The sequence below is a fragment of the Acidovorax sp. SUPP3334 genome (genome assembly GCF_030159055.1).
Taxonomy (GTDB): Bacteria; Pseudomonadota; Gammaproteobacteria; order Burkholderiales; family Burkholderiaceae_C; genus Paracidovorax.
Genome location: NZ_BQXQ01000042.1, coordinates 13,142 through 36,616 on the forward strand (window position 1 = coordinate 13,142; position 23,475 = coordinate 36,616).

23 protein-coding genes and 1 tRNA gene are annotated in these 23,475 nt (G+C 63.4%); 15 read left to right on the forward strand and 9 right to left on the reverse strand.

Annotation, left to right across the window (positions count from 1 at the left end; translation table 11 throughout):
* Positions 1 to 3 precede the first annotated feature (3 nt).
* The 6 genes from AVHM3334_RS19490 to AVHM3334_RS19515 all read left to right on the forward strand — a co-directional run bounded on the left by AVHM3334_RS19490 (position 4) and on the right by AVHM3334_RS19515 (position 6,277).
* Positions 4 to 1,371, forward strand: coding sequence for a cytochrome ubiquinol oxidase subunit I (locus AVHM3334_RS19490; protein ID WP_284415101.1), 1,368 nt, complete (start codon positions 4 to 6; stop codon positions 1,369 to 1,371).
* 16 nt (positions 1,372 to 1,387) lie between these two features.
* Positions 1,388 to 2,389 carry a cytochrome d ubiquinol oxidase subunit II gene (locus AVHM3334_RS19495; RefSeq protein WP_502869949.1) on the forward strand — a complete coding sequence of 334 codons (1,002 nt, stop codon included), beginning with the start codon at positions 1,388 to 1,390 and terminating at the stop codon, positions 2,387 to 2,389.
* 118 nt (positions 2,390 to 2,507) lie between these two features.
* A complete protein-coding gene (locus AVHM3334_RS19500; protein WP_284415104.1) occupies positions 2,508 to 4,142 on the forward strand; it encodes a histidine kinase famiy protein in 1,635 nt (544 codons plus the stop codon).
* Between the two features lie 217 nt (positions 4,143 to 4,359).
* Entirely contained in the window at positions 4,360 to 5,169 is an 810-nt protein-coding gene (locus tag AVHM3334_RS19505) for a DUF1295 domain-containing protein (protein ID WP_284415106.1), read from the forward strand.
* An 89-nt stretch (positions 5,170 to 5,258) separates the two neighbouring features.
* Positions 5,259 to 5,825: a DUF6134 family protein gene (locus AVHM3334_RS19510; protein ID WP_349816634.1), complete on the forward strand. Its 567-nt coding sequence runs from the start codon at positions 5,259 to 5,261 to the stop codon at positions 5,823 to 5,825.
* 32 nt (positions 5,826 to 5,857) lie between these two features.
* Positions 5,858 to 6,277, forward strand: a complete 420-nt coding sequence (locus tag AVHM3334_RS19515) for a DUF2177 family protein (protein WP_284415110.1) — start codon at positions 5,858 to 5,860, stop codon at positions 6,275 to 6,277.
* A gap of 52 nt (positions 6,278 to 6,329) precedes the next feature.
* Here AVHM3334_RS19515 and AVHM3334_RS19520 read toward each other — a convergent pair whose 3' ends face one another.
* Together AVHM3334_RS19520 and AVHM3334_RS19525 are read right to left on the reverse strand one after the other, a co-directional pair.
* Positions 6,330 to 7,001, reverse strand: coding sequence for a ChrR family anti-sigma-E factor (locus AVHM3334_RS19520; RefSeq protein ID WP_284415112.1), 672 nt, complete (start codon positions 6,999 to 7,001; stop codon positions 6,330 to 6,332).
* Positions 6,998 to 7,699 (reverse strand): sigma-70 family RNA polymerase sigma factor, encoded by a 702-nt coding sequence (locus AVHM3334_RS19525; protein ID WP_284415113.1) that lies wholly within the window; start codon positions 7,697 to 7,699, stop codon positions 6,998 to 7,000. The genes AVHM3334_RS19520 and AVHM3334_RS19525 overlap by 4 nt, the downstream gene beginning before the upstream one ends.
* Positions 7,700 to 7,773: 74 nt before the next feature.
* On the opposite strand from AVHM3334_RS19525, the gene AVHM3334_RS19530 reads away from it, so the two are divergent.
* The 5 genes from AVHM3334_RS19530 to AVHM3334_RS19550 all read left to right on the forward strand — a co-directional run bounded on the left by AVHM3334_RS19530 (position 7,774) and on the right by AVHM3334_RS19550 (position 13,189).
* The gene (locus tag AVHM3334_RS19530) at positions 7,774 to 9,168 is read left to right on the forward strand and encodes an NAD(P)/FAD-dependent oxidoreductase (RefSeq protein WP_284415114.1); all 1,395 of its coding nucleotides are present in this window, start codon (positions 7,774 to 7,776) and stop codon (positions 9,166 to 9,168) included.
* Entirely contained in the window at positions 9,165 to 9,959 is a 795-nt protein-coding gene (locus AVHM3334_RS19535; RefSeq protein WP_284415115.1) for a DUF1365 domain-containing protein, read from the forward strand. The genes AVHM3334_RS19530 and AVHM3334_RS19535 overlap by 4 nt, the downstream gene beginning before the upstream one ends.
* On the forward strand, positions 9,956 to 11,266 hold the full coding sequence (locus tag AVHM3334_RS19540) for an SAM-dependent methyltransferase (protein WP_284415116.1): 1,311 nt from the start codon (positions 9,956 to 9,958) through the stop codon (positions 11,264 to 11,266). The genes AVHM3334_RS19535 and AVHM3334_RS19540 overlap by 4 nt, the downstream gene beginning before the upstream one ends.
* 51 nt (positions 11,267 to 11,317) lie before the next feature.
* Positions 11,318 to 12,751 (forward strand): SPOR domain-containing protein, encoded by a 1,434-nt coding sequence (locus AVHM3334_RS19545; RefSeq protein ID WP_284415117.1) that lies wholly within the window; start codon positions 11,318 to 11,320, stop codon positions 12,749 to 12,751.
* A 111-nt stretch (positions 12,752 to 12,862) separates the two neighbouring features.
* On the forward strand, positions 12,863 to 13,189 hold the full coding sequence (locus AVHM3334_RS19550) for an I78 family peptidase inhibitor (protein ID WP_284415118.1): 327 nt from the start codon (positions 12,863 to 12,865) through the stop codon (positions 13,187 to 13,189).
* 42 nt (positions 13,190 to 13,231) lie between these two features.
* On the opposite strand, the gene hemW is transcribed toward AVHM3334_RS19550, so the two are convergent.
* The 5 genes from hemW to AVHM3334_RS19575 all read right to left on the reverse strand — a co-directional run bounded on the left by hemW (position 13,232) and on the right by AVHM3334_RS19575 (position 18,002).
* Positions 13,232 to 14,410, reverse strand: a complete 1,179-nt coding sequence (gene hemW / locus AVHM3334_RS19555) for a radical SAM family heme chaperone HemW (protein ID WP_284415136.1) — start codon at positions 14,408 to 14,410, stop codon at positions 13,232 to 13,234.
* A gap of 136 nt (positions 14,411 to 14,546) precedes the next feature.
* A complete protein-coding gene (gene rdgB / locus AVHM3334_RS19560; protein WP_284415119.1) occupies positions 14,547 to 15,146 on the reverse strand; it encodes an RdgB/HAM1 family non-canonical purine NTP pyrophosphatase in 600 nt (199 codons plus the stop codon).
* A gap of 147 nt (positions 15,147 to 15,293) precedes the next feature.
* The gene (rph, locus tag AVHM3334_RS19565) at positions 15,294 to 16,025 is read right to left on the reverse strand and encodes a ribonuclease PH (RefSeq protein WP_284415120.1); all 732 of its coding nucleotides are present in this window, start codon (positions 16,023 to 16,025) and stop codon (positions 15,294 to 15,296) included.
* Positions 16,026 to 16,086: 61 nt separating this feature from the next.
* The gene (locus AVHM3334_RS19570) at positions 16,087 to 16,989 is read right to left on the reverse strand and encodes a PP2C family protein-serine/threonine phosphatase (protein WP_284415121.1); all 903 of its coding nucleotides are present in this window, start codon (positions 16,987 to 16,989) and stop codon (positions 16,087 to 16,089) included.
* Positions 16,986 to 18,002: a serine/threonine protein kinase gene (locus AVHM3334_RS19575; RefSeq protein WP_271466039.1), complete on the reverse strand. Its 1,017-nt coding sequence runs from the start codon at positions 18,000 to 18,002 to the stop codon at positions 16,986 to 16,988. The genes AVHM3334_RS19570 and AVHM3334_RS19575 overlap by 4 nt, the downstream gene beginning before the upstream one ends.
* A gap of 90 nt (positions 18,003 to 18,092) precedes the next feature.
* On the opposite strand from AVHM3334_RS19575, the gene AVHM3334_RS19580 reads away from it, so the two are divergent.
* The 4 genes from AVHM3334_RS19580 to AVHM3334_RS19595 all read left to right on the forward strand — a co-directional run bounded on the left by AVHM3334_RS19580 (position 18,093) and on the right by AVHM3334_RS19595 (position 22,235).
* Complete coding sequence (locus tag AVHM3334_RS19580) at positions 18,093 to 18,986, forward strand: YicC/YloC family endoribonuclease (RefSeq protein WP_284415138.1); 894 nt, start codon at positions 18,093 to 18,095, stop codon at positions 18,984 to 18,986.
* Between the two features lie 40 nt (positions 18,987 to 19,026).
* The gene (gmk, locus tag AVHM3334_RS19585; protein ID WP_284415127.1) at positions 19,027 to 19,647 is read left to right on the forward strand and encodes a guanylate kinase; all 621 of its coding nucleotides are present in this window, start codon (positions 19,027 to 19,029) and stop codon (positions 19,645 to 19,647) included.
* A gap of 17 nt (positions 19,648 to 19,664) precedes the next feature.
* A complete protein-coding gene (gene rpoZ / locus AVHM3334_RS19590; RefSeq protein WP_092741155.1) occupies positions 19,665 to 19,868 on the forward strand; it encodes a DNA-directed RNA polymerase subunit omega in 204 nt (67 codons plus the stop codon).
* A gap of 96 nt (positions 19,869 to 19,964) precedes the next feature.
* Positions 19,965 to 22,235, forward strand: coding sequence for a RelA/SpoT family protein (locus tag AVHM3334_RS19595; RefSeq protein WP_284415130.1), 2,271 nt, complete (start codon positions 19,965 to 19,967; stop codon positions 22,233 to 22,235).
* Between the two features lie 37 nt (positions 22,236 to 22,272).
* On the opposite strand, the gene greB is transcribed toward AVHM3334_RS19595, so the two are convergent.
* Positions 22,273 to 22,836, reverse strand: coding sequence for a transcription elongation factor GreB (gene greB / locus AVHM3334_RS19600; RefSeq protein ID WP_284415132.1), 564 nt, complete (start codon positions 22,834 to 22,836; stop codon positions 22,273 to 22,275).
* A 76-nt stretch (positions 22,837 to 22,912) separates the two neighbouring features.
* Positions 22,913 to 22,989 (reverse strand) — tRNA-Arg (locus tag AVHM3334_RS19605).
* Positions 22,990 to 23,475: the final 486 nt, after the last annotated feature.

Here is a 23,475-nt window from a genome sequence, read left to right on the forward strand (position 1 = left end):
GCCATGGATACGTTCATGCTGTCGCGAATCCAGTTCGCCGCCAACATCAGCTTTCACATCCTGTTCCCCACCATCAACATCGCACTGTGCTGGTTCCTGGTGTATTTTCGCCTGCGGCACAGGGCAGCGGCCGGCACCCCGGCAGCACTCGGCTGGGAGCAGGCCTACTACTTCTGGACCAAGGTTTTCGCGCTCACCTTTGCGCTCGGGGTGGTCTCGGGGGTGACCATGAGCTTCCAGTTCGGCACCAATTGGCCGGGCTTCATGGAGAAGGCCGGCAACATCGCCGGCCCACTCCTGGGTTATGAAGTGTTCACCGCCTTCTTTCTGGAGGCGACGTTTCTCGGCATCATGCTGTTCGGCCGGCAGCATGTGAGCGACCGCGTCCATCTGATCGCCACCCTGCTCGTGGCTGCAGGCACGACCTTGTCGGCGTTCTGGATCTTGAGCCTCAACTCATGGATGCAAACGCCCGCAGGGTTCGAAATCATCGATGGCAAGTTCCATGCCGCGGACTGGTTCGCCATCGTGTTCAACCCTTCGTTTCCCTATCGGCTGGGCCACAAGCTGCTGGCTTCCACGCTGACAGCCGGCTTTCTGCTGGCGGGTGTGAGCGCCTGGCAAATGATCCGAGGCACAGCGACCCGGGGCACGCCCCTGGCCCTGCGCGCTGCCATCGTTGCGGTCTCGGTGGCGATTCCGCTGCAGATACTGATGGGCGACATGCATGGTCTGAACACGCTGCAACACCAGCCGGCCAAGATCGCCGCCATCGAAGGCCTGTGGCATACCGAAAAAGGAGCACCACTCACGCTGTTCGGCTGGCCCAACGAGAAAGAGGGCCGCACGGACTACGCCATCCAGATTCCGAAAGGTGCCAGCTTGATCCTGGCGCACGACATCGACGCCGAACTCAAAGGCCTGGACGCATTCAAGGGAGCGCATCCGCCGGTCGCGCCCGTGTTCTGGAGCTTTCGGGTGATGGTGGGCATGGGCATGCTCATGCTGGTCGTTGCCTGGTGGGGGGCGTTCGCACTGTGGCAGCGCCGCAAGGCACACGCGCCGGAGGCATCGCTCCCGCGCGCCTTGCTGTTGGCGCTGGTGGCGATGACGTTCTCTGGCTGGGTGGCCACACTGGCGGGCTGGTACGTTACCGAGATCGGACGCCAGCCCTTTCTGGTGTATGGACTGCTGCGCGCCGCGGACACGGTGGCGCAGCATCCTCCGTCCACCGTGGCCATGTCGCTCGCGGCCTACCTGACGGTCTATGCGACGCTGCTCGTGAGCTATGTCGCCGTCATCAAATACATGGCAGAGCACGCCGCCATGCCAACGCCGGCGGTCAGCCCACCCGCGCCACAAGCTGCCTGAGGAGACCTTCATGGAAATGACCCTTGCCAATTTGCTGCCGCTCGCGTTCATGGCCGTCATGGGGCTTGCCTTGCTGGCGTATGTGGTACTCGACGGCTATGACCTGGGTGTGGGCATGCTGTTGCCCTTCGCCACCGACGCCGAAAAAGACACGATGGTGTCGAGCATCGGCCCGTTCTGGGACGCCAACGAAACCTGGCTCGTTCTGGGGGTCGGTGTGCTGCTCGTGTGCTTCCCGATGGCACATGGCGTGGTGCTCTCTGCGCTCTATGCACCCGCCACCGTGATGCTGCTCGGCCTCATCCTGCGCGGTGTCGCGTTCGACTTCCGGGTAAAGGCCCGCGATTCGCACAAGACCGCATGGAACCGCACGTTCGCCGCAGGCTCGTTGGTGACCACGCTGGCACAGGGCTGGATGCTGGGTGCCTATGTGACCGGCTTCGCCGAAGGACTGTGGCCCACGCTGTTCTCGGCGGGCATCGCCCTCACGCTGCCAGCCGCCTACTGCATGCTCGGCGCCGGCTGGCTGCTCATGAAAACCGAGGCCGACCTTCAGCGCAAGGCCGCCGCATGGGGGCGCGCTGCCCTGTGGCCGATGGCGTTGGCCTTGGCGGCCATCTCTCTCGCCACGCCCCTGGTCAGCCACACCGTCTTCGAGAAATGGTTTGCGCTGCCTCAGCTTTTCGTGCTGCTGCCCATACCCCTGGCATGCGCGGCGGCGCTGCTGGCGGTCCACCACGTGCTGCACACGCCGCGCATCGTCAGTGCAGGGTATGGCTGGATCGTGTTCGCGGCCACCGTCGCCGTCTTTCTTCTCGCGTTCTTCGGTTTGGCGTACAGCCTTTATCCATACATCGTCATCGATCGCATCACGGTCTGGGAGGCGGCCAGCGCCACGGAGTCGCTGACAGTGGTCGCGGTGGGGGTAGGCATCACGTTGCCAGCCATCATTGCCTACACCGTCTTCATGTACCGCGTGTTCTGGGGCAAAGCCAGGGCGTTGACCTACGGGCTTTGAGGGTCCCGGGGTTTTCAGCATCCGTGTTGCACCGGTTCATCGCGGCGTGCCCTCCTACACCCGACAGGCTCCCTTGGCGGTTCGCTGCATGAATGCTTGCATTACGATTCCCGCCAACATGAGCAGTGAAAAGCCCCCAGTACCCGGTCCATGGCAAGCCTATGTGGCCGAAGGCGCACCCAGCGAGGTGTCTGAGCACAAAGACGACATTTTCTTTGCGGCCATCGAAACCACCCGCATGCCGATGCTGGTGACCGATCCCCGGCAGCCCGATAACCCCATCGTCTTTTGCAACCGGGCTTTCGTGGCCATGACCGGCTATGCCCTCGAAGACATCATGGGCCACAACTGCCGCTTTCTGCAGGGCCCCGCCACCGACCGGAACACCGTCGCCGCCATCCGCGAGGCCGTCCAACAACGGCGCGAAATATCGCTGGAGCTGCTGAACTATCGCAAGGACGGTTCTTCATTCTGGAATGCTCTGTTCATCTCGCCGGTCTACAACCGCAAAGGCGAACTGGTGTATTTCTTTGCCTCGCAGCTGGACGTGAGCCGGCGCCGCGACGCTGAAGAAGCGCTGTCCCAGGCGCAGAAGATGGAGGCCTTGGGGCAACTCACCGGCGGCATTTCGCACGATTTCAACAACCTGCTTCAGGTGATGTCCGGACATTTGGACGTCATGCGCGTCAAGAACCGCAACAACCGGCTGGGACCGCAGGACATTGACCGCTCCATCGACAGCATCCGCAGCGCCGTGACCAAGGCATCCACATTGACCCAGCAGTTGCTCGCGTTTTCCCGCAAGCAAAAGCTCAAGGGCCGGGTCGTCAATCTGAATGCGCTCGCCAAGGGCATGGCCACCCTGGCGGAACGCACGCTGGGCGAAGAAATCGAGATCGAATACGTTCTTGGCGAAGACTTGCCGAATTGCGAACTCGACACGACTCAACTCGAAGTCGCGGTGCTCAACCTATTGCTCAACTCCCGCGACGCCATGCCCAACGGAGGACGCATTCGCGTGGAAACCAAGGGCATCGATCTGGATGCACACGACGGTGACGCGTTCTCCGGGTTGCCACCAGGCCGGTACGCCACCATTTCCGTGACGGACACTGGCGCGGGCATTCCATCGGAAGTAGTTTCGCGTGTGATGGACCCCTTCTTCACCACCAAGGAAGAGGGCAAGGGCACGGGCCTGGGTCTTTCGATGGTGTATGGGTTTGCCAAGCAATCTGGCGGTGCCGTCACCATCTATTCCGAAGTCGGCATAGGCACCACGGTGCGCATGTATTTCCCCGCCGTGCACGGCCGAACCCATCCGGAGCTTTCCGAATCGCTCTCGCCGAAAAGCCGGGGCGGCAACGAGAAGATCCTGGTCGTGGACGACCGCGTGGAAGTCGCCGATCTGGCGCACGCCATGCTGGAAGGTTTGGGCTATACGGTGCATGTGGCGCACAGCGCCCATGCCGCGCTGAAGCTCGTCCGGTCCTTGCCGCAAGATGCGCTGCCGGACCTGCTCTTCACCGACGTGGTCATGCCCGGAGGCCTCAACGGCTACGAACTGGCCCGGGAGATGCGCAAGACCGTGGCGGGCATTCACATTTTGCTCACTACGGGATTCGACCGAGACATGGGCAGCCTGGCGAACGTCGCTCCGACGGAGTTCGAGATTCTCAAGAAGCCCTATCGCCTGGCGGACCTTGCGCGGCGTGTTCGCATGGTGCTCGATGGCGCCACCGGTACCAAGACCTGAAATCACTTGGTGCATGGCTGCACACGCGTTGCTCCAGGAATTTTCGTGGCGGTGCGATCCAAGGGTAGCGGGGCTGCGTACATAACCCAGGCCGCGGTTTTTACGCGGCAGTCAAGGAACTGTCCATGCCGCCAAGCGAAGCCGCCATTTCCAGTCAACGAACCATCCTGGCGTTGCCCCATTGCACGCCGGAACAGCGCTGCTGAACGGGCCCGGCATGAACACGCTGCCGCCAGCCGTCGTCGTTGCATTGAGCGGCCTCGCATGGACCTTGGCCGCGTCCGTGGCGACTTGGCTGGTCAGCGTGGTCCGCAAGGATGCCAGCCTCGCAGACCGCATGTGGCCAGTGCTCATTGCGGGTTGCGGGTTCACCTACTGGGCGTGGTCGCCGACCATGGACGTCCGAGTGATCGCACTTTTGGTGCTGTCAGGCGCGTGGGGCTTGCGGCTGTGTGCCTACATCAGCGTCCGCAATTGGGGGCACGGCGAGGATCATCGGTATCGCGCCATGCGGGAGCGCAACAGCCCGAACTTCGCCGGCAAAAGCCTTTATCTGGTGTTCGGCCTGCAGGCCGTTCTCGCCTGGATCGTCTCCGCCCCGCTGATGTCGGGAGCGTTGGCGCCGCCCAGCTCTCTGGGCGTTGTGGACATGGCCGGCATTTCGCTGGCGGCGTTCGGCATCGGCTTCGAAGCGGTGGGCGACGCGCAAATGGCTCGCTTCAAATCCGATTCCTCCCATGCCGGGCAGGTCATGGACAAAGGGTTGTGGCGCTTTACACGCCACCCCAACTACTTCGGCGAAACCTGCGTCTGGTGGGGCTTGTGGTTGTTGGCCCTGAGCGGTGCCGGATGGGCGGGAGCCTGGACAGTCGTATCGCCCGTGCTCATGACGGTGCTGCTGCTGCGCGTTTCGGGTGTCTCGCTACTGGAAAAAGACATTGCGGAACGGCGCCCGGCTTATCGTGACTACATGCAGCGCACCAACGCGTTCATTCCCGGACCGCCACGGCAAGGGGCAAAGCAATGATCGATCACGCACCGCCCTCTCTCGCCAGGTACACCTTTTGCGCGGCTGCGGCACTGGGGTCGCTCTGGACACAGTCTGCAATCGCTGCCATGCCCCCTGCGGCTGACTGGAATTTTCAGGTCACTCTGGATGGATCGCCCATTGGCGAGCATCGCTTTCACCTGCTGGCCCCCGCGGAACACGAGCGAACGCTCATCAGCGAAGCCCGCTTCACCGTCAAGCTGCTGGGCATCGTGGTGTACAGATACCGGCACGATGCCCATGAAACATGGCGCAACGGCTGCCTGGAAACCATTACCGCAGAGACGCAGGACGACGGCAAGCTCAACAAAGTCGATCTGCGCTTTCCAACGCCGGCCAGCCCCTCGGTTGCTGCTGCAGGGACGGGATGCACCTTGAGCTTCGCTTACTGGAACCCCGCCATTCGCACCCAGGCTCAGTTGCTCAATGCCCAGACCGGCAAGGCCGAGACGGTGCAAGTGAACCGGCAGGACGATGGCACGGTGGAAGTACGTGGCCAAGCCGTGCCGGCATCGCTCTGGCGCATCGGTGGCCTGACTCACCCGATTGACCTCTGGTACGCCGCCGATGGCGCGTGGATCGGGCTCGATTCCACCGTCGGCAACGGCCGAAAACTGAGCTACCGATTGAAATAACTGCGGAAGTACCGCGCCTTCAGGAGAAAACCATGATGATCCGCCCCCTTGCCGTTGCCTACGCCTCCACGGCCCTGGTCTTTTTGGCGCTCGACGCCATTTGGCTCTCCACCATGGCCGATCGCCTCTACCGGCCAGGCATCGGGCACCTCATGCAGGACAAGTTCTCCGTGGCCCCTGCGGCGCTGTTCTATCTGCTTTATGTGGCTGGCGTGGTGATGATTGCCGTGCTGCCGGGGGTCGAACAACGCAGTTGGCTGACGGCCATGGGCATGGGTGCCCTGCTGGGGCTGATCGCCTACGCCACCTACGACTTGACCAACCAGGCGACGCTGAAAGATTGGCCTTGGAGCGTGACCATCGCCGACATGTGCTGGGGCGCCTTCGTCACCAGCGCCGCAGCGACCGCTGCCTGCTTGGCCACGCTGCGCTGGGGCGGCGAACTGCGCTGACAGCGCGACTTTGCCGTGCGGGGCTCTCCATCAAGCCCCGCGCGGTTCGGCATCACATTCCGACCAGCGCCCCCACCCAGCGCGCCATGGCGCCATCGAAAAGCACGCGGCCTTCGATGCCCGCCAGGCAGATGCACTCTCCACCGGCTTCCACCACAGGTTGGTGGTGGACCTGCGTGTCGGCGCCATCGAAATCTCCAGGACCGAACAGAGCCCGTCCGTCGTGGAATGCGCCATGCAGCACCTGCGTCCACTCCACGTCGCTGTGCGTGTGCTGTGGAAGGCGCTTGCCTGCACCGATGCGCAGCAGCAGAACGTTCGCATCGGCATCGCCGGGCACCGTCACCCGGCTCCAGCGCACGCCGGGCCCGAGCCAATGCCAGGGCGATACCTTGCACGCATCGAGCGCGCCCGGCCAGAAAGCGCCCTCGGGCCAGCCCGCAGGGCGCGATGAACCACCGCGTACCGGCCCGGGACGTGGTCGAGCATGCCGATCGGGCCCGTCCAGAACAGCCAGGGTGCGGGCCAGGGCATCAGGCTGCAGCATGGCGGGCGCCATCCCTTCAAGCAACACCCCGCCGACCATGTCGAGCGTGCACAGGCGCTCCCGGCAGTGGGCGCACATATCCACATGGGTTCGAACCAACAGCGACGCTGCAGCAGAAAGGTGCCCAGCAGCCTGGGCGAGCAGCACTTCGTCTGCGGGGTGATGTTGGATCGTCATGGCTCAAGGTGGCCGAGCAACCGGCGCAGGTGGTTCATCGCAAGGCGAACCCGGGATTTCACGGTGCCCAGCGGAATGCCCAGATCCTGTGCGATCTGGGCATGGGGATGTTCTTCGAAGAACGACAGGCGCAGCACATGGGCCTGGTCGGGCGATAGCTGCTGCATGGCACGTCGCACTTCACTCTCCTGCTGCGCGGCCTGGCAATGCTCGTCGGGCTCCAAAGCGGTGTCGGGCATGCGTTCGGCCTGCCCCTCTTCCAGCTCCAGTTCCTGATAGGAGCGGCGCCGGAAATGGTCCACCCGCAAGTTGCGCGCGACCGTGAAAACCCAGGTGGAAACGCCTGCATGGGACGGATCGAAAAGATGCGCCTTGCGCCATACGCTGACGAGCGCCTCCTGGGCCAACTCTTCCGCCGTTGCCTCTGCCGTACCCAAGCGGATCAGATAGGCCTTCACGCGCGGCGCAAAGTGCTTGAAAAGCGCCGCAAAAGCCTGCCGATCGCCGTGCGTTGCCACCGCCTGGACGAGGGCACTCAACTCTTCCCCTGTCGGATGGGCTCCAAAGGTGTTTGGCTGGGTCACGATCGACAGATAAGGGGGCCAGGATTTTCGAGGCCTGGAAGGCCGCTCGGCGGGCTGGCGGACGGTAGTCATGCTGCTCATACGCAACACTCGGCGGATTAGATCACAGCCCATCTGACGGAATCCAAATGCCGGGTCACTGCGTATAGCCACACAATAGCCCACGAGGAGACTTCGAGGATGACGCAATGACAATCCATGCGGCGGCTGCGCCCGCATCGCCCGCCGACGCACCCGCCAACGGGCGGGCGCTGGACGTGGCCGTGATCGGCAGCGGCATTTCGGGCCTGTCGGCCGCATGGCTGCTGGCTCCGCGCCACCAGGTCACCCTGTTCGAGGCCGACCGCCGGCCGGGCGGACACAGCCACACCGTCACCGTGCCAGGTACGGATGGCGACATCGCCGTGGACACCGGCTTCATCGTCTACAACGAGTCGGCCTACCCCAACCTCACCGCGCTGTTTGCCCACCTTCAAGTTCCCACGCTGACGACCGAAATGTCGTTCGGTGTGAGCCTGGATGGCGGCGCACTCGAATACAGCGGATCGGGTTTTTCCGGCATTTTTGCGCAGCGCAGCAATCTGCTGAAGCTGCGGTTCTGGTCGATGCTGCGCGATCTGGTGCGCTTTTACCGCCAGGCACCCGACGATGTACGGCAGCTCGGCGACATTTCGCTCAACGAATACCTCGACCGGCACGGCTACGGCCGGGCATTTCGGGAAGACCATCTCTACCCCATGGCCGCGGCCATCTGGTCCACCCCTGCAGCCCGCATCGGCGAGTACCCGGCCCAGGCCTTCGTGCGCTTTTGCGAAAACCACCATCTGCTGAATCTCGGCCACCGGCCTGCTTGGCGCACGGTGCAAGGCGGCAGCCAGCGCTACGTGGAAAAGATCACCGGCATCCTCGGTGCGGGGCTGCGCCTGCAGAGCGCCGCCATCGAGCTGCGCCGCACGGCCGAAGGCGTCTATGTTCGGACGGGCGACGCGCAGGAGTCGCGGCGCTTCGATCAGGTGGTGATCGCCACCCATGCCGATCAGGCCCTGCGCTTGCTGCCCGACGCGAGCGAGGCCGAGTCGACGCTGCTCGGCGCTTTCGGCTACAGCCGCAACCGGGCCGTGCTGCACAACGACCCTGCGCTCATGCCTCGCCGCCGCGCCGTATGGTCCAGCTGGAACTACGCGGCCGAGCGAGGCCACAGCGAAGCCTTGAGCGTGACCTACTGGATGAACCGCCTGCAGCACATTCCGGACGCGACCCCGCTGTTCCTGACCCTCAACCCGACCCAGGAGCCGCATCCCCGCCACCTGCTGCACAGCCAGACCTACGAGCATCCGATCTTCAACGGCGCCGCCATGCGGGCGCAGCAGGCGCTCTGGTCGCTGCAAGGCCAGCGCCGTACCTGGTTCTGCGGCGCCTACTTCGGCTCCGGCTTTCATGAAGACGGTTTGCAGGCCGGCCTTGCGGTGGCGGAAGCCCTGGGCGGCGTGCGCCGGCCGTGGACCGTGGCGAACGAGTCAGGGCGCATCCATCTGCCCGCAGCCCATGCAGGCGCCGCGGCCAGCCCGGGAGCGGCACGGTGACCGAGCAGTCAGCGCTCTACACGGGCCGCGTGATGCACCAGCGGCTCAGCCCGGCCCGCCACCGGCTGCAGTACCGCGTCTTCTCGCTGCTGCTCGATCTCGACGAGCTGCCGGATCTGGACCGCAGGCTGCGTCTGTTCTCCGTCAATCGCTTCAATCTCTTCAGCCTTCGGGAAAAAGACTATGGCGGTGCCGAAGGGCTTTCGCTGCGCCAGCACCTGGATCAACAGTTGGTCGCCGCAGGGCTCGCTCCCGAAGGCCGCATTCAGATGCTGACCATGCCGCGCATCCTGGGCTACGCCTTCAATCCGCTCACCGTGTATTTTTGCCACCGGCCCGATGGCGTGCTTCAGGCCCTGCTGTACGAGGTCAACAACACGTTCGGCGAGCGCCATAGCTACCTCATCGCCGTGCCTGAATCCGAGCGGCACTCCACCCGCATCCGGCAGCAGTGCGAGAAAGATTTTCACGTGTCGCCCTTCCTCGCGCTGTCGATGCGCTATGCCTTCGACGTGTCGCTTCCCGCGCCGCAACGCCCTGGCATGGGCGTAGGCATCACGGCCAGCGACGCGCGCGGCCCGGTGCTGGTCGCACGCCTGCAGGCCCGCCGCCGGGCATTGAGCGATGGGGCCCTGGCGCGCGCATTCATCACCCACCCGCTGCTCACGCTCAAGGTCATAGGAGCCATTCACTGGGAGGCGCTGCGGCTGTGGCTCAAGCGGGTTCCCTTGCACACCAAACCGCCTGCGCCCACTGTGCCCGTGACCATCATCAAGGCAAAAGACCTATGACACTCCCCACCCCATCCACCGGGCTGCCGACGGACGGCGCGCACGCGGGCGCAACGGCTGCCACCACCCTCCCGGCCCGCACCACCTGGCGCTCTCGGCCGCTGGAGCGCATTCTTCGACGCCTGCTGACCAACGTGAGCTGCGGCACGCTGACCGTGGAGCTGCCCGGTGGCGAACGCGCGGAAGGCCGGGGCGCAGAGCCCGGTCCGCACGGCACCATCGTGCTGCACCGCTGGAAGCCGCTGTGGCGGCTGGCCGTGGGCGGCGACCTCGGCCTGGCCGAAAGCTACCGCCAGGGCGAATGGTCCAGTCCCGACTTGGCTGCGTTGCTCGAATTGGGCGTGCGCAACGAAGCTGGCTGGGGCCGCGCACTGCAGGCCAGCCTGCCCGCCCGGCTGGTCGCGCGGCTCTTTCACCTGCGGCGCGCCAACACGCGGCGAGGCAGCCGCCAGAACATCGCCTTCCACTACGACATGGGGAACGATTTCTACACCCAGTGGCTGGACCCGGACATGCTGTATTCCAGCGCCATCTACGGCACCGGGCAGGAATCGCTGGAGCAGGCCCAGCACGCCAAGCTGGCCCGCATCGCCACGCTGCTGTCTCCCAAGGCCGGCGAACGGGTACTGGAGATCGGCTGCGGCTGGGGGGCGCTGGCCATCGCCCTGGCCCGCGACACGGGTGCGAATGTGACCGGCCTCACGCTATCGTCCGAGCAATTGCGGCATGCCCGGCAGCGCGTGCAGGAAGAATCCCTCACGGAGCGCGTCGATCTGCGGCTGCAGGACTACCGCGATGTCGAAGGCCAGTTCGACCACATCGTTTCCATCGAAATGCTGGAAGCCGTCGGCGAACGCTATTGGCCGGCCTATTTCGAGACGCTCAAAGAGCGCCTGCGCCCCGGTGGCCGCGCTGTCGTGCAGGTCATCACCATCGCGGACGAACATTTCGAGCAGTACCGCAGCACCACGGACTTCATCCAGCGCTACATCTTTCCGGGCGGCATGCTGCCCTCGCCCTCGCGGCTGCGCGACGCCTTGGCGCGGGCGGGCCTGGCCCTGCAGGCCGCCGAAACCTTCGGCCCCAGCTACGCCACCACCCTGGCCGAGTGGCGGCACCGCTTTCTGAGTGCCTGGCCATCGATCGAGCCGCTGGGTTTCGACGCGCCCTTCAGGCGCCTGTGGGAGTACTACCTGTGCTACTGCGAAGCCGGGTTCAGCACCGGCCGGGTCGATGTGGGGCTGTACACCATCGTCCATGCGGATGCAGGCGCCGCCCCGGTGAGGGCCGCTCCCAGCCCTGGTTAACCCGCACTCACCGGCGGTTGTCCACGGCGGGGTGCATGCCAAAATCGCGCCATGCTCGCCCACACGGCTTACGCGGCCCACGCTCCCATCGCGCCAAGGCGCTCCGACGACAGCACCATCGGGGCGCTGTACCGCGCCGCGATCGGCCCCATCAATACCGACCATTACCTGCCGGCCTTCGAGCGGCTCGACACCGCCGGGCGCCCGCTGCCGCGCTGGAACTGGGCCGCAGCCCTGTTCACGCTGAACTGGCTGGTGTTCCGCCAGTTGTGGGGCGCGGCCCTCGTTTACGTGGCCGCCCTGGAAGGCGTCGCCCTGCTGGTCTTCGCAGTGGGCAAATACCTGGTTCAGTGGCCGCTTCCGGTGCTGGCGGGCGTGCTTCTCGCATTTCTGCTGGCCGCGACCGTGGTGCCCGGTCTCTATGGCGATGCCATCTTCCACGCCGATGTGCGCAAACGGATCACCAAAGCCCTGTCGGCTTCTGCCACCCTGCCCCAGGCGGGCGAATGGCTCGCCCGCCATGCGGCGACCCGGCGCAGGCTGGGTTGGATCGTCGGTGCCAACGTGGCTTTGGCCGTCGCAGCCTTGGTGGTGTATCTGCTGTTTCCTGCCGGCGCATCGTGGGCGTCACTGACCAGCAGCGAGCCAACCGCTGGACCCACGCCTGCGGCACCTGCAGTACCAGTCAGCGCAGCCAGCGCTCCGGCAACCACTGCGTCGGGGCCGTTGACCGGCACCCCCGTCTCTGCTCCCGTTCCAAATCCTGATTCAACCGCTCCCGCATCAACATCGGCAGTGGCGCCCGCGACTGTAGCGTCCATCCCGCTGGCGCCGAAACCGGCTCCGGCGCCAGCGGTATCTGCGGCGGTGTCAGCCAGCCGCGCCAGTGCGCCGTCCGTCGCGTCGAGCCCATCAAGCCCGCCAAGCACCACCGTGGCCCCTGCGCGGACCGCAGCGTCCCAGAGCGTGGCGCCATCGGTCCGCGCGACGGCCGCAACGGCGGCAGCAGCCTCGGCACCCGCTCCGGCCGCATCGCGCATGCAGACCGCGTCGCAAGCACAGGCCCCTGCGTCCACACCTGCATCCGGTCCGCGGCCTGTGGCCGAGAGCCCCAAGAGCCGTGCATCTGCCGCCAAACCAGCGGCATCGCGGCTGGCCCCGTCCCCTGCAACCACCGCTGAAAAAGCCTCGGGCGCCAGCAGCACGGCAAGCGCTGTCTCGGCACCCGTAGCGGACCGTCGCCTGTACATCAACGTCGGCCTTTTCGCCGAAACGGCCAACGCGCAACGCGCCCACGCCCGCCTGCGCAAAGCCGGTCTGCCCGCCACGTCGCAGCCCATCACCACCGCCAGCGGCCAGAAGCTGCTGCGGGTGCGGGTCGGGCCATTCGCTTCGGCGTCGCAGGCCAACGCCGCTGCCGCGCAAGTGCGCGAGATGGGGCTGGACGCATCGGCCGCAGCGCAGCCGATTCCGGCGAAGGAATGACGGCGCAGCGCGGGCAAGCGCACTGACACCATCGCGTTACCACTCGTGACCCCGCCCCGAAATCGCTGCGATAAGGTGTGCCCCCTTTCACCAACGACACTGCCATTCACCATGTCCCATCGTTCCCTGACCGTCTTCGCCCTTTCCGCTGCAGCCCTGCTGGCCGGCTGCACCACCAACGCGCCCTGGGGAAGCTCCAACGGCACCACCAGCAGCACCGGCGCGCCGGTCGGCGGGATCTGCAGCGGCCCGCCAGCCCAGGTCGTGGTCGGCCAGAACAGCACCGCCAAGGTGGTGGAGGATGCACGGGTACGCTCCGGCGCGCAGATGGCCCGGGTGCTGCGCCCGGACCAGATCGTCACCAAGGAATTCGACGCCACGCGCCTGAACCTGCAGGTGGATGCCAACGGCCGCATCGTCGCCGCCCGCTGCGGCTGAACACCACGGGCAGGGCCGGCTCATCCCTTCGGCGCCTGCCCGTCAATCCGCCAGAAACAGTTCCTGCAGATCGCTCAGGAAATCGAAGCCCCGCTCGGTCGGGCGCACCCGCAGCATGTCGCGCTCGATCAGGCCCTTGCGCTCGGCCTCTTCCAGCGCCTTGGCAATCGCGGTGAGCGGCAGGCCGGTGCGCGCGGTGAAATCCTGCAGCGCGAACCCCTCCTTCAGGCGCAGGGCATTGAGCATGTATTCGAACGGCAGGTCCGCCCGGCGCACCTCTTCGTCCTTCGCCACGGCGTGGCCCGCGAGCGCGTGGTCCATGTACCGCGCCGGGTCTCGAAAGCGCACCTGCCGGACCACGCGGTGCGCGAAGCTGATCTTGCTGTGCGCCCCGGCGCCAATGCCCAGGTAGTCGCCAAACTGCCAATAGTTGGTGTTGTGGAAGCAGCCGTGGCCGTCTTTGGCATAGGCGGAGATTTCGTAGCGCTGCATGCCGGCCTCTCCGGTCATCTCGGTGATGCGGTCGAGCATGGCGTACGCCAGATCGTCCTCCGGAACCGTGGGCGGAAACTTGGCGAAGACGGTGTTGGGCTCGATCGTCAGGTGGTAGATCGAAATGTGCGGTGGCCCGAGGTCCAGTGCGGTGCGCATGTCCTGCTCCAGATCGGCCAGCGTCTGCCCCGGCAGGGCGTACATGATGTCCAGGTTGAAGGTTTCGAACGACTGGGCGGCCTCCTGCACGGCGGCCAGAGCCTGCGCTCGGTCATGCACCCGCCCCAAAGCCGTCAGAAAGCGGTCATCGAAGCTCTGCACCCCGATGGACAGCCGCGTCACTCCGGCCGCGCGGTAGGCGCGAAACCGGTCTTTCTCGAAGGTGCCGGGGTTGGCCTCCATCGTGATTTCGCAGTCCGCCTCCAGCCGCAGCCGCGCGCGCAGGCCACCGATCAACTGGTCGATGGAGGCTGGCGAGAACAGGCTGGGCGTCCCCCCGCCGATGAAGATGCTGTGCACCGTCCGGCCCCAGATCAGTGGCAGCGCCGCTTCCAGGTCGGCCATGAGCGCATCCAGGTAGCGCTGCTCGGGAAGCGCCTGCGCACCACTGGCATCGCGCACCTCGTGCGAGTTGAAATCGCAGTAAGGGCATTTCTTCAGGCACCAGGGCAGGTGCACATACAGCGACAGCGGAGGCAGGCTGCTCAGCTGCAGCACGCCCGGCCGCATGGAATGCTGAACATCGCGCACAGGCGCTGGCGCAGCCTCTGCCGCCCCCTCGGCAACGATGGGGATGGAAGCGGGGGGCGAAGGGGAAGCAGGAATGGACACGGCCAGCAGGGTCTCAGAAAAGTAGCGAACGCGCTCAGAACCAGCGCTCTCGCATCAGCGCCAGCATCTGCTGCGCCGAGCGGCCACGGTGGCTGTGGGCGTTCTTCACCGCCACCGGCAGCTCGGCAAAGGTCTTGCCGAACTCGGGGATGAACATGATCGGATCGAAACCGAAGCCCTGGCTGCCCCGGGGTTCGCGCGCGATCTCGCCGGTGACCCGACCGACCGCGATGAGCGGCTCCGGATCTTCGGGCGTGCGAACCGCCACCAGCGTGCTCACCATCGCAGCGCGGCGCTGGTCCACACTCTGCATCTGTTCGAGCAGCGCGCGCACGTTGTTGGCATCGCCCTTCTCGTAGCCGAACTGGGTCGCGTAGTAGGCGGTGTCCACACCCGGCAGGCCCCCGAAGGCATCGACGCACAGGCCGGCATCGTCGGCCAGCGCTGGCAGGCCGGTGTGCCGGGCGGCAAAGCGTGCCTTGGCCAGTGCGTTTTCGACGAAGGTGTGAAAAGGCTCCTCTGCCTCGCCGACGCCCAGATCCGCCTGCCGGATCAGTTCCACCCCGAGCGGGGCCAGCAGGGTCTGCAGTTCGGCAAGCTTGCCCTGGTTGTTGGAGGCTAATACGATCTTCATGGTCAAAATGGCCTCTGGCGCATATTCATCTAGGGAGCATCGCTATCAATTAAATAGCAAATTCTTTTTACCGTGCCAATCGGCTGGCTGGGGATCGGTTGGCATCAAAATGCCGTCCACCGCTTATCTCTCTAGCAAAGTCTGCTATCAAAAATCGAGTAGCGCGGCCTGCTGCAGCGCCACCAGTTCGGCCACGCCTTTCTCGGCCAGCGACAGCAAGCGGTCCATCTCCTGGCGGGTGAACGCCACGCCTTCGGCCGTGCCCTGCACCTCCACGAAGTGCCCGGCACCGGTCATCACCACATTCATGTCGGTATCGCAGGCCACGTCTTCCACATATTCGAGGTCGAGCAATGGCGTTCCCTCCACGATGCCGACCGAAATGGCGGCCAGCGGCGCAGTGATGGGCGACTCGGCCAGTTTGCCGGTCTTCATCAAGTGCGCGACCGCATCCTGCGCAGCGACCCATGCCCCCGTGATGGCCGCAGTGCGCGTGCCGCCGTCAGCCTGGATCACGTCGCAGTCGAGCTGCAGGGTGCGCTCGCCCAGCCGTTTCAGGTCGAACACGGCCCGCAGGCTGCGGCCGATCAGGCGCTGGATCTCCTGCGTGCGGCCGTTTTGCTTGCCGCGCGCGGCCTCGCGGTCGCTGCGGGTATGGGTGGAGCGGGGCAGCATGCCGTACTCGGCCGTCACCCAGCCTTCGCCGCTGCCGCGCTTGTGGGGCGGCACGCGCTCTTCGACCGATGCCGTACACAGCACTTTGGTGTTGCCGAACTCGATCAGCACCGACCCCTCGGCATGCATGGTGTAGCGGCGGGTGATGCGCACCGGGCGCAACTGGTCGGCGGCGCGGCCGCCAGGGCGGGGAAAAGTGGTCATGCAATGGGTTCCGGTGAGAGCGAAAACAGGTCGGGCGCCCAGCAGGCGCCGCAGCGGACCTTCAGGCCTTGCGGGCCGCCGACCGGCGGATGGCCTCGTTGATTTCGGCGATGGAGCGCTCGATGGCCTCGTCGTCCATGTCGTCATCCACCATGTCGAGCGGTCCGGCCTGGATGGTGGACGAAAACCCATCGTCGCTGATGCTGTCGGTCGAAATGCCCTGGGTGGATTCGAACGCGTCCGGCGTCTCCCACTCCAGCGCCACCACGGTCACGTTGTCGCTGGTATCGCCGGCCTTTCGCAGCGCATCCTCGACCAGGTCCGGCACCGACTGCGAGACAGGCAGGCGGCTCAGCTGGCGCGCGATGGTGTCGTCGTCCAGCGTGCCCCAGAGGCCATCGGAGCACAGCAGGATGCGATCCCCCTGCTCCAGCGCGACCGGGCCGGTGATGTCATAGATCGGCTTGGTCGGTGACCCCAGGCACGTGAAGAGCACGTTGCGGTTTACCCGTTCGATGCCCTGCAGCGGCATGTTCCGCAGCTCCAGGTACGAATGGTCGCGCGTGCGGGTGAACAGATCGCCACCGCGCACCATGTACAGGCGCGAATCGCCGCAATGGATCCAGCTGGCGCAGCCTTCCTGCACCACGGCCACGACCAGCGTGGTGCGGGGCGTGTCTAGCATGCCGCGGTCGGCCGCGTAGCGCAGGATCTGGTGGTGCGCGGCCAGCAGCGCGTCGGCCAGAAAGCCGTGCACGTCTTCCAGCTTGGGCTTGGCGTGGCGCTGGAACGCTGCCGAAACCGTCTGCAGCGCCAGCTGTGCCGCGACTTCGCCTTCAGGATGGCCACCCATGCCGTCCGCCAGCACGAACAGGCTCGATTCCCGCGTGTAGCAGTAGCCCATGCGGTCTTCATTGGTTTCGCGGCCACCACGACGGCTGACCTGGAAGACGGAAAATTTCATTTCGGCTTTGCCCCTATTCGCGTGGCCTCGCCCACTTTCTGCACATTCTTCTTGGTGTCCGACACCAGCGTGTCGAGCTGCAACCGCATCTTCTCGCCCACCGACAGCTTGGTGTAGCGCCGCTCGCCTTCACGGCTGAGCTCTTTTTGCAGCGCGAACACCGACTGCGGCCGCGACAGAGGGTCCAGCGCCATGCACCATTCGACCACTTCGATAAGGTTGTCGGAATACACGCCGCGCAGCTTCGTGAGCGCGAGCGAAAGGCGGTCCTTGTCGGAACGCTGCGGCGCTTCGTTGGGGGGAAACCCCTGCATGCATGCGTAGATGCAGGCACCGATCGCATAGATGTCGGTCCATGGGCCCATCGACGAATCGCGGCGGTACATCTCCGGCGCCGCGAAGCCGGGCGTGTACATCGGACGGATGAAATTGCCTTCCTTGGAAAGCACCTCGCGTGCAGCGCCGAAATCGATCATCACGGCCTTGTTGTCGTCGGTGATGAAAATGTTGGCCGGCTTGATGTCAAGGTGCAGCATCTTGTGCTGGTGCACGATGCGCAGGCCGCGCAGCACCTCGTCGAACAACGAGCGGATCGTGGACTCGCGGAACACCTTCTGCGTCTTGAGGTCTCGCGCGGTGATGATGAAATCCTGCAGGGTGGCACCCTCCAGGTAGTTCATGACCATGTAGACCGTCTCGTTCTCCCGAAAGAAGTTGAGTACGCTCACCACCGACGCGTGGGATATCTGCGCCAGGGCGCGCCCCTCCTCGAAGAAGCTCTTGAGGCCCAGGCGGTACAGGGACAGTTTTTCGGGCGGAACCTTGGGCAGCAACTCGCCCGGACCGCGGGTGGCCAGGGAAGAGGGCAGGTATTCCTTGATGGCGACCTGCTGGCCGTCGGGATCGATGGCGAGATACACCACGCCGAAGCCGCCAGAGGAGAGCCTGCGCACCACGCGGTAGCCACCAATCGTGGTGTCGGGCGGCAAGGGTGCCGGCTTGATTTTTGACATATTTTGCGAAGAAACCTCGGGCACGAATCGGAACCCGGATAATCGCCGGATCGCAAGCAACCACCGAAAAGTCCAATGGCAGTTTACAGCATGACCGGATACGCCAGCGCGCAGCAAAGCGCATCTGCGGGAGGGGGCGAAACCGACAGCCGCACGCGCCGTTTGGGCCTGGAGATTCGTTCCGTCAACAGCCGGTTTCTGGATCTGTCATTCCGGCTGCCCGATGAACTGCGCGCCCAGGAGCCGGTTCTGCGAGGGCTGATCACCGCGCGGCTCAAGCGTGGCAAGGTCGAAGTGCGCGCCTCCATCGAAAGCGAGGACGCGAGCGCCCTCCCCGACCCGGCACCTCGTCTGCTGCAGCGTTTGAATTCGGCACAGGACGCCGTCCGAGCCTGGCTTCCCGACGCGGCCCCTCTGAGCGTCGCGGATGCGCTGCGGCTGTGCGCCAATGCCGGCTCGGCCCAGGACGACTGGAGCGACGATGTGCCCGCCCTGGCCGAAAAAGCCCTGAAAGACCTTGTCAGCGCCCGGGAACGCGAAGGCAAGCGCCTGTCGGCCATGCTGCAAGACCGGCTCGAACAATTGCGCGCGCTCGCCCACCAGGCCACGCCGCTCGTCCCCAAATTGGTTGAGCAGCAACGCCAGCGCTTCATGGAACGCTGGAAGGAAGCCATGGCCTTGGCCGACAACGCCGCATTGCCTGAAGCCGCCCAGGACCGCGCACTGACCGAGGCTACGGCCTTCGCGATCCGCATCGACGTGGCCGAAGAGATCACCCGGCTGGACTCCCACCTGGACGAAATCGAGCGCTTGTTGAAAAAAGGCGGCGAAGTCGGCAAACGGCTGGACTTCCTCATTCAGGAGCTGCACCGCGAAGCCAACACGCTAGGCTCCAAATCGGCAGCGATGGAACTCACGCGCATCAGCGTGGACATGAAGGTCCTGATCGAACAAATGCGCGAGCAGGTCCAGAACATCGAGTGAGTGATAATTCATTTTTGATAGCAGCCAGCACATATCCCGCATGGACTACCCTGGAAATCTATTCGTAGTGGCAGCGCCCAGCGGCGCGGGCAAATCGAGCTTGGTCAAAGCGCTTTTGGAACTCGATTCCCACGTCCAGCCATCGGTCTCGCACACCACCCGCGCACCACGCGGCCAGGAAAAACATGGCCGCGAATACTTCTTCACCTCGGAGCAGGAATTCGACGCGATGGTCGCCTCCGACGGGTTCGTGGAATGGGCCCACGTGCATGGGCGCCGGTACGGCACTTCCCGCAAAGCCATTGAAGAACGCATCGCCCAAGGGGCTGACGTTGTCCTGGAAATCGACTTCCAGGGCGCCATTCAGGTCAAGCGGGCTTTTGCCAACGCAGTCCTTATCTTCATCCTTCCTCCCAGTTGGGAAGAGTTGCGTTCCCGACTGGAACGTAGAGGCGAAGATGCCCCGGATGTCATCGAGATCCGGCTGAAGAACGCCGCGCAAGAGATGGAACAAGCGTTCAAATTTGACTTCGTTATAATCAACGAGCTATTTGAGCGTGCGCTTTTCGACCTGAAAACCATCGTCCACGCCCAGCGGCTCAAGTATGCGGCGCAACGCCGCGCACGGGCCGACACGTTCGAATCTCTCAATATCACCTGACCTCCTGGAGAAGCCGCATGGCCCGCATCACCGTTGAAGACTGCCTCGAGCACATCCCCAACCGCTTTCAACTCGTGCTGGCAGCCACGTATCGCGCACGCATGCTCAGCCAAGGGCACGCTCCAAAGATCGAAAGCCGCAACAAACCCGCAGTGACCGCTCTGCGTGAAATTGCGCAAGGCAAGGTCGGCCTGGAAATGCTGAAGAAGGTCCCTGGCTAACGCATCAGGTTTGCAACTGCAGCCTCAATAGCACCGCTTTGCGGTGCTTTTTTTTGGCCAAATGCTGCAATACCATGAGCACGCTACATTAAGGGCATGAATGCGGTCTTGAATAAACCATCTGCCCAAGACCCGCGCCCTGGCGAAAACGGGGCAGCGGGAAGCACGTCCGCAGCAGCCGCCAACGCAGCAGCGGCCAGTTTTGCGGCCCTTACCGATAATCTTGGATACCTCGACGCAGCCAGTATTGAACAGGTTCGACAAGCCTATCGATTCGCTGATGAGGCACATCTTGGACAACTGCGCAACAGCGGTGAGCCCTACATCACCCACCCGATCGCAGTGGCGGCCCAGTGCGCTACGTGGAAGCTCGACGGCCAGGCCCTTATGGCAGCTCTTCTCCATGACGCCATGGAAGATTGCGGGGTCACCAAATCCGACCTCATCGATCGTTTCGGCTTGCCCGTAGCCGAACTGGTGGATGGACTGACCAAGCTGGACAAGCTGCAATTCAACACCCGCGAAGAAAACCAAGCGGAATCATTCCGCAAGATGCTCTTAGCGATGGCCCGCGATGTGCGCGTCATTTTGATCAAGTTGGCTGACCGCACGCACAACATGCGCACGCTGTCGGACATGCCACGCAGCAAATGGGGCCGGATCGCTTCAGAAACCCTGGAAATCTACGCACCGATCGCACATCGGCTGGGATTGAACCAGACATATCGCGAGCTTCAGGATCTTTCCTTCCGGCATCTACACCCCTGGCGCTATGCAACGCTCTCCAAGGCTGTCAATAAATCCAGAAACCGCCGGCGCGACATCGTGCAGCGGGTGCAAGCCGAAGTCGACACCGCCTTTTCCCGCCTGGGGATGAAAGCACGCCTTGCGGGCCGCGAGAAAACGCTCTTCGCCATCTATCAAAAGATGGATACGAAGCACCTGAGCTTTGCGCAAGTCACTGACATCTACGGATTCCGCGTCATCGTGCCGACGGTGGTCGATTGCTACACCGCGCTGGGCGTGCTCCACCAGATGTACAAGCCCGTTCCTGGCAAATTCAAAGATCACATCGCCATTGCCAAGCTCAACGGCTACCAGTCCCTGCACACCACGCTGGTGGGCCCCTCTGGAGTGAACATCGAATTCCAGATGCGCACGGAAGAAATGCATGTGGTCGCTGAAGCGGGCGTAGCGGCGCACTGGCTGTACAAAGCGCAGGATGCTGATGGCTCGGCCGCTGAGCGGCTGGGCACAAAGTGGCTCCAGTCGCTGCTGGACATTCAGAACGAAACGCGCGACGCAGCGGAATTTTGGGACCACGTGAAGGTTGATCTATTCCCCGACGCAGTTTATGTTTTCACGCCGAAGAGCCAGATCATGGCCCTGCCTCGGGGCGCCACAGTTGTCGATTTCGCTTATGCCATTCACAGCAATGTCGGTGACCGTACCACCGCGGCAAAAATCAATAACGAGCAAGTTCCGTTGCGAACCGAACTGAAGAATGGCGATGTGGTGGAAGTCATTACCGCCCCCGTTTCCACCCCCAATCCCGCGTGGCTGGGCTTTGTGCGCACAGGTAGGGCGCGCTCCAAGATTCGCCACTATCTCAAAACGCTTGCACATACCGAATCCGCAGGACTCGGTGAAAAACTTTTGACCCAGGCTTTGAGGGCAGAGGGACTGGAAAGGCTACCGACAGAGGCTGAAAACCAACCTTTGTGGGACAAGCTACTGCGCTTTACAGGCAATCGAACGCGTACAGAGCTTATGACCGACATCGGTTTGGGCAAGCGCATTGCCGGTATTGTGGCCAAGCGTCTGATGGTCCTCATGGCCGAGCATGGCCATCGTCCCGATGCCTTGCTGTTGACGCGTGAAAGATACTCGTCCCATGAGACGCTGTCACAAGGCGGCGTTACCCTGGATGGCAGCGAAAACGCGTCTGTGCAGTATGCGAACTGCTGCCGGCCGGTTCCTGGGGATCCGATCGTCGGATATCTGGGCCGCGGTGAAGGGTTGGTTGTTCACAACGCTCAATGCAGCGTTGCCAAAAAACTTCAGCACAAAGACAGCGAACGTTTCATCGCAGTGGACTGGGCCGACGAACCTATACGCATGTTCGAAACCGGCATTGTTGTCACGGTTGCGAACGGCAAAGGCGTCCTGGCGCGCATTGCAGCTGAATTGGCCGGTTCAGAAGCAGACATTGTCCACGTCGACATGGACGATGAAGCCGCAATGGACACGACAGATCTACGCTTTGTCATCGCAGCGAGGGACCAAGCCCATGTGGAGGCGTCCTTGCGCAATCTCCGCAGGACCCCTGCGGTGCTTCGCGCCTTCCGTGTTCTGCCCCAAGGTTAGCGATTGATATGTCGCTCGTTCTGCGAAGGCGACCAACTCAAGCAGCGCTGCGCGCCGGGTAGCGCACTTCAATGATCTCCAAAGTGCGATTGCCCCCTGGCGTGGCAAGTTGAACTTGGTCACCTTCACGCGCTTTCAGCAACGCTCTAGCCACAGGCGACACCCAGCTCACTTGCGATAGCGCCGTTTCGACTTCATCGATACCTAAAATGGTAATGGTGCGGTCGACGCCTTCATCGTCGCTGTAAACGACGGTAGCGCCGAAAAAGACCTGGTCACCTCCTGCGTGAACCGACGGATCAACCACTTCGGCAATTTCTAGACGCTTGGTCAGAAACCGTATCCTACGATCAATTTCGCGCAAGCGCTTTTTACCGTATAGATAGTCACCATTCTCAGATCGATCGCCATTGCTAGCAGCCCAGTGCACGATTTCGACAATTTTGGGCCGCTCGTTGTCTATCAGATCCAACAGCTCTCCACGCAGCCGTGCATAGCCCGCTGGAGTGATGTAGTTCTTGCTGCCTTTAGGCAGAGGCGCTGGAGATAACTCGTCGTCCTCGTCGGATGCATCCGATTCTTTGGTGAATGCCTTGCTCATGGGAATATTCTGAACAAAAAGACATTGGAGAAAAACGAAAAAGCCCTAGAACATCTCTGTTCTAGGGCTTACCGTTTGGTGCGGCTGGCAGGAATCGAACCCACGACCCCTTGGTTCGTAGCCAAGTACTCTATCCAGCTGAGCTACAGCCGCTAAGCTTTGAATTCTAGCACGTTTTAGGCACTATCATTCACTACTAACTGTTGCCGCTTCCCTTAAAAAAGGCTTGCGGCTAAGTAAGCAAGAATGCAATTCTAGCGCAGTTTTTAGCCTGATTTCTGAAACATCGTCATCGGCGGCTTTTCTCGTCACATCTCTTTCAAGCAGAAAGCGATGGTAGGGCGTGGCTGACTTGAACCGACGACCAAAGGATTATGAGTTTCGGCAGGTTTGTGCTTGCCTATGGGAGTGTACCGAAGTCGCGCGAATCTGAAAGAAGCTAAAAGTACTTTAGTGACAGTAGGTTAGCGAAGTTTGGTGAAGCCCGCCCGAACTGACGGGTGTACCGCAGGTGGAGTTGACCCGGTTCCGTGGACACATCATTCTTTGTGTTCAAGGAGTCGCAAATGTCCAAAGTAAGACCGCCGTACCCGGCGGACTTCCGCCAACAGATGGTCGAGCTAGTTCGAGCCGGTCGCT